The 5225-nt window shown below is 71.6% G+C and carries 4 protein-coding genes and 1 pseudogene; 1 reads left to right on the top strand and 4 read right to left on the bottom strand.

What is annotated here, in order from left to right:
- The coding region (locus G3I40_RS26245; protein ID WP_239091947.1) for a hypothetical protein at positions 1-646 on the bottom strand (646 nt) is incomplete at its 3' end.
- Positions 646-1911, bottom strand: coding sequence for a VWA domain-containing protein (locus G3I40_RS26240; RefSeq protein ID WP_164304628.1), 1266 nt, complete (start codon positions 1909-1911; stop codon positions 646-648). The genes G3I40_RS26245 and G3I40_RS26240, both read right to left, overlap by 1 nt.
- A gap of 184 nt (positions 1912-2095) precedes the next feature.
- On the opposite strand from G3I40_RS26240, the gene G3I40_RS26235 reads away from it, so the two are divergent.
- Entirely contained in the window at positions 2096-3004 is a 909-nt protein-coding gene (locus tag G3I40_RS26235; protein ID WP_164304626.1) for a HipA family kinase, read from the top strand.
- A gap of 142 nt (positions 3005-3146) precedes the next feature.
- On the opposite strand, the gene aceB is transcribed toward G3I40_RS26235, so the two are convergent.
- Positions 3147-4769, bottom strand: coding sequence for a malate synthase A (gene aceB, locus G3I40_RS26230; protein WP_164304625.1), 1623 nt, complete (start codon positions 4767-4769; stop codon positions 3147-3149).
- A gap of 239 nt (positions 4770-5008) precedes the next feature.
- Positions 5009-5225 (bottom strand): annotated as a pseudogene (locus G3I40_RS26225) (nucleotidyltransferase family protein); the annotation flags it as partial.

Genomic DNA, 5225 nt, shown 5'->3' with positions numbered 1-5225 from the left:
ACCGGCTCGTCCACCAGCCGGAGGACCAGTCGTGCTCGTCGGAGGTCGCCGTCGACGCCCCCGCGGTGAGCGGAACGGACAGCGCACCGTCCACCGCCGCCGCGCCCCCGATGTCCTTCGACGCCGCCTCGACCGACGCCGAGACCGGCAGGCCGAGGTCGGTGCCGTCGAGACCGGTCACCGTGAGCCGCACGTAGTACGTGCCGGGCAGCGGGTCGTTCGCCCACGGCTCGGACCAGGCCCGCACCGTGCGCAGCGTGCACGCGAGGTCGGCCCGCGCCGCGTCCGTGGCGACGGTGCGCGCCTGCGTCCCGTACTGGCACGGCTGGCGGCGGCGCAGCCCGTCGTACACGTCGATCCGCCAGGTCTGGGCGCCGTGCCGGGTCTGTGCGTCGGGCAGGTCCACCGTGGCCCGCACCGTCGGCCGCTGTCCCGCGTCGGCCGGGAACGACCAGTACAGGTAGTCACCCGTGGACCCGTCCGCCGTGGCCTTCTGCTCCTGCGCGATCGGCGTCGCCGTGCGGAACGACGTGCCCGCCTCGGTCGGTGCCTTCTGCGTCGCGTCGTCGGCGGCGGCGCTCCCCGTGCCCAGCGCCAGCGACGCGAGAGCCAGCGCGCATCCCGTCAACAGCCTCATGTGACGCATCAGTTGGTCCTCCATACGGCGACACGCCAGCGCGAGACCCAGCCCCACAGCACACCCGCGAGGAATCCGACCACGACCAGCGCGGCCAGCAGCCACCAGCCGTGGCCCAGGCCGAACGCGGCCACGTCGGACGCCTGGTCCGGACCGTCCACCACGTCGACCGTCAGCTCCAGGGGCAGACCCGGGCTGGTCTTCACGGAGGCGGGCGCGGAGTAGGAATGCGACACCTGCAGGCACACGGACTCGGCCTGCGCCTCGTCGTCGTCCAGCTCCGGCTTCGGATAGCGCAGCCCCGTCGAGATGACGTCGGTGCGTCCGTCGCCGGACTCCTGACCGCGCACGATCTCCCGCCCGTGGGCGGTGACCGCGCGCAGCAGCACGCCGTAGTCCCGGTTCACGGCCCGGTCGGCCGCGACGCTCACCGAAGCGCGCAGCTCCTCGCCGGGCTCGACGTCCACCCGGTAGTAGCGGTGCTCGCCGAACGTCTCGCGGTCCGTGTAGAGGCCGGACTTCAGCGGGGGCGCGTCCGCGCACCGCGCGGCCCCGTCGACGGCCACGGGCGTGACCACCGGATCGGCCGCACGGTCCACCAACTGCCCGACCCTGTCGGTCAGTTCCTCCTTGTGGCGCACCGAGGTGTACGTCCCCCCGGTGGCGTCGGCGATGCAGGAGAGCTGCTCGCGCGTCTTGGCGTCGGCGACCAGGCCGAGGGTGTCGATGGTGAGACCGATGCCCTTCGCGGATATCTCGCGGGCCACCTCGCACGGGTCGAGGGGCTGGCAGGTGTCCTCGCCGTCACTGATGAGGACGATGCGCTTGGTGGCGTCCGTGGCGCGGAAGTCGTCGGCCGCCTTGAGCAGGGCCGGGCCGATCGGCGTCCAGCCGGTGGGCTGCAGCGTGGCGACCGCTGTCTTCGCCTCGGTGCGGTCCAACGGGCCCACGGGGTAGAGCCGTTGGGTGTCCTTGCAGCCCGTCTTGCGGTTCTCGCCCGGGTAGTTGGCGCCGAGCGTGCGGATGCCGAGCTCGACCTCCTTCGGCGTCGCGTCGAGCACCTCGTTGAACGCCTGCTTCGCCGCGGCCATCCGGGAGTCGCCGTCGATGTCGCGGGCGCGCATGGATCCGCTGACGTCCAGGACGAGTTCGACCTGGGGAGCGGGTCTGTCGTCGGTCTCGTCCGCGTACGCCTGCGTGGCCGGCAGGCCGCCGACGGCCAGGGCGGCGAGCAGGGTGCACAGACCCGCCGCCAGCCGTTGTCTGATGATCATCGGCGGATCTTATGGATCAGTGCCCGCCGATGCCAAAACGGCGGCCGGGGACGTCCCGCATGCCCCACTTGTGGTGAGGGGCTCGTAGTGGGGGGACGTGGACCCGTGGCTCCCGGAGGAGGCGCTGCCGCCCGGTGCGCCGCTGCCTCGACGGCCGCCCGCGCACGGCGTATAGCCTGGGCGGGTGCTCAGAGAGATCACCGTGACCCGGTACGTGACGCCCCTGCACACCGGAGGCTCCGTACCCGGTGTGGTGGAGGCCGACGACCTCGGTACGTACGTGCTGAAGTTCACCGGCTCCGCGCAGGGAGTCAAGGCGCTCGTCGCCGAGATCGTCGTCGGGGAGCTGGCGCGCCGGCTCGGCCTGCGCTTCCCCGAGCTGGTGCTCGCCCGCTTCGACCCGGCGGTCGCGGCCGACGAGCCGCACCAGGAGGTCCAGGACCTGCTGCGGGCGAGCGCGGGGGTGAACCTGGGCATGGACTTCCTGCCGGGCGCCGCCGACTTCACGCCCGAGGTGGCCGAGGTCTTCCCGGTCGACCCGCTGGAGGCCGGCCGGATCGTCTGGCTGGACGCGCTCACCGTCAACGTCGACCGGACGGTGCACAGTGCGAACCTGATGGTCTGGCCGACGTTCGGTACGGCCCCGCCGCGGCTGTGGCTCATCGACCACGGGGCGGCGCTCGTCTTCCACCACCGCTGGGACGCGGCGGCCCCCGAGAAGGCGTACGACTTCCGCCACCACGCGCTCGGCGGCCACGGGCCCGACACCCGCGCGGCCGATGCGGAGCTTTCCCCGCAGGTGACGGAGGAGTTGCTGCGGGAGGTCCTCGCGCTGGTGCCGGACGCCTGGCTGACGACCGACTTCGCCTCCCCGGACGAGGCGCGGGACGCGTACGTCACCTATCTGCTGGCCCGCGCCCGCGCTTCTGAGGCGTGGCTGCCCACGGACTTCCCGAGCCGGGACGAGCTGGCGGCCGCGGATGCGCGGCGGGCCGCCGCGACGGAGCGGGGGCGGCCCGCTTGGCTGAAGCGGGTCCCTGATCTGCACGGTAAGCCGGGGGCCGAGCGGGACTGGTCTGCGCATCTGGGGTGAGCAGGCGTCGCCGTCGGGCGGCCGACGGCCGGTGGGGCTTCTCGCGCGGTTCCCCGCGCCTCTGACAGGCCTGCGGCCTTCAGGGGTGGTGGTGCGGGAAAGCCCCCGGCGCCGTGCGGTGCCGGGGGCTTCGGTACGGGTGTCAGCCCAGCTGCTCGTACGCCGGGAGGGTGAGGAAGTCCGCGTAGTCCGCGTCCAGGGAGACCTGGAGCAGCAGGTCGTGGGCCTGCTGCCACTTGCCGGCCGCGAAGGCCTCCTCGCCGATCTCGGCCTTGATGTTCGCCAGTTCCTCGGCGGCGACCTTGCGGGCCAGCTCGGCGGTGGCGGTGTCGCCGTTCTCGAAGACGACGCCGGCGTTGATCCACTGCCAGATCTGCGAGCGGGAGATCTCGGCGGTGGCCGCGTCCTCCATGAGGTTGAAGATGGCGACGGCGCCCAGGCCCCGCAGCCACGCCTCGATGTAACGGATGCCGACCTGGACGGCGTTGACGAGACCGTCGTAGGTGGGCTGCGCGTCGAGCGAGTCGATGGCGATGAGGTCACCGGCGGCGACGCTCACGTCCTCGCGCAGGCGCTCCTTCTGGTTCGGCCTGTCGCCGAGGACCGCGTCGAAGGAGGCCATGGCGATCGGGACCAGGTCGGGGTGCGCGACCCACGAGCCGTCGAAGCCGTCGCCGGCCTCGCGGTCCTTGTCGTTCTTGACCTTCTCGAACGCGACCTTGTTGACCTCCGCGTCCTTGCGGGACGGGATGAAGGCCGCCATGCCGCCGATGGCGTGCGCGCCGCGCTTGTGGCAGGTGCGGACGAGGAGCTCGGTGTACGCGCGCATGAACGGCGCGGTCATCGTGACCAGGTTGCGGTCCGGGAGCACGAACTTCTGGCCGCCGTCACGGAAGTTCTTGACGATGGAGAAGAGGTAGTCCCAGCGTCCGGCGTTCAGGCCGCTCGCGTGGTCGCGCAGCTCGTAGAGGATCTCCTCCATCTCGTACGCGGCCGTGATCGTCTCGATGAGGACCGTGGCGCGGACGGTGCCCTGCGGGATGCCGACGTAGTCCTGGGCGAAGACGAAGATGTCGTTCCAGAGGCGGGCCTCCAGATACGACTCCGTCTTCGGGAGGTAGAAGTACGGGCCCTTGCCGAGCTCGATGAGGCGCTTGGCGTTGTGGAAGAAGTACAGGCCGAAGTCGACGAGGGCGCCGGGGACCGCCGTGCCGTTCTCGTCGACGAGGTGGCGCTCGTCCAGGTGCCAGCCGCGCGGGCGCATGACGACCGTGGCGAGCTGGTCGGCGTCCTTGAGCGCGTACGACTTTCCGGTGCGCTCGTCGGTGAAGTCGAGCGAGCGGTTGTAGGCGGAGGTCAGGTTCAGCTGACCGCCGATCACGTTCTCCCAGGTCGGCGCGGAGGCGTCCTCGAAGTCGGCGAGCCAGACCTTGGCGCCCGAGTTGAGCGCGTTGATCGTCATCTTGCGGTCGGTGGGGCCGGTGATCTCGACGCGGCGGTCGTTCAGCGCGGCCGGAGCGGGCGCGACCTTCCAGGAGTCGTCCGCGCGGATCGCGGCGGTCTCGGGGCGGAAGTCGAGCGTGGAGGTGCGGGCGATCTCGGCGCGGCGCTCCCCGCGGCGGGCAAGGAGCTCGTCACGCCGGGGCGTGAACAGCCGGTGCAGCTCGCCCACGAAGGCGAGGGCCGCATCGGTGAGCACCTCGTCCTGCCGGGGCAGGGGCGCGGCGTCGACGATGGCCAGCGGAGACGGCGCTGGTGCGGACATGAGGCTGTCACTTCCTTCAGCGAGCGGGCGCGGGCATCGGCACGCAGTGCCGGGCGCGCCTGGGTACGGCTGCTGGCCCCTCAGCGGGGGACCGGCCCTTCTGATCAGTGGATACTAGTTTCCTCATTGTGGAAGTTCAATCGTTTGTTGATATCGAGATTCTCTGAGTCGACAGAACGTGGCGCTCAGTGCCATCCCTTTCACGCAAGGTGGCTGCGCAAGGCGGCTACTCAAGGCGGCTACTCAAGGTGGTGGAGATCCGCCGCCGTGTCGATGTCGTACGCCTGTGCGATGTCGCCGCACTCGACGAGCTCCACCGCGCAGGCGTGCTCCTTCAGATAGGCCCGCGCCCCGCGGTCGCCGGCCGCGCTCGCCGCGATCCCCGCCCAGTGCTCCCGGCCGAACAGCACCGGGTGCCCGCGCTCCCCGCCGTACGCCGCCGCCACCAGCGACGCG

Origin of the sequence: Streptomyces sp. SID14478, assembly GCF_010548525.1 — a bacterium.
In the GTDB taxonomy this organism is placed as follows: Bacteria; Actinomycetota; Actinomycetes; order Streptomycetales; family Streptomycetaceae; genus Streptomyces.
This window is presented reverse-complemented; position numbering and strand designations above follow the sequence as displayed.

What these genes read in the sequence shown, in the direction of transcription:
- aceB (WP_164304625.1), bottom strand. Translation starts at nt 4,769, where the DNA reads ATGTCCGCACCAGCGCCGTCTCCGCTGGCCATCGTCGACGCCGCGCCC.
- G3I40_RS26240 (WP_164304628.1), bottom strand. Translation starts at nt 1,911, where the DNA reads ATGATCATCAGACAACGGCTGGCGGCGGGTCTGTGCACCCTGCTCGCC.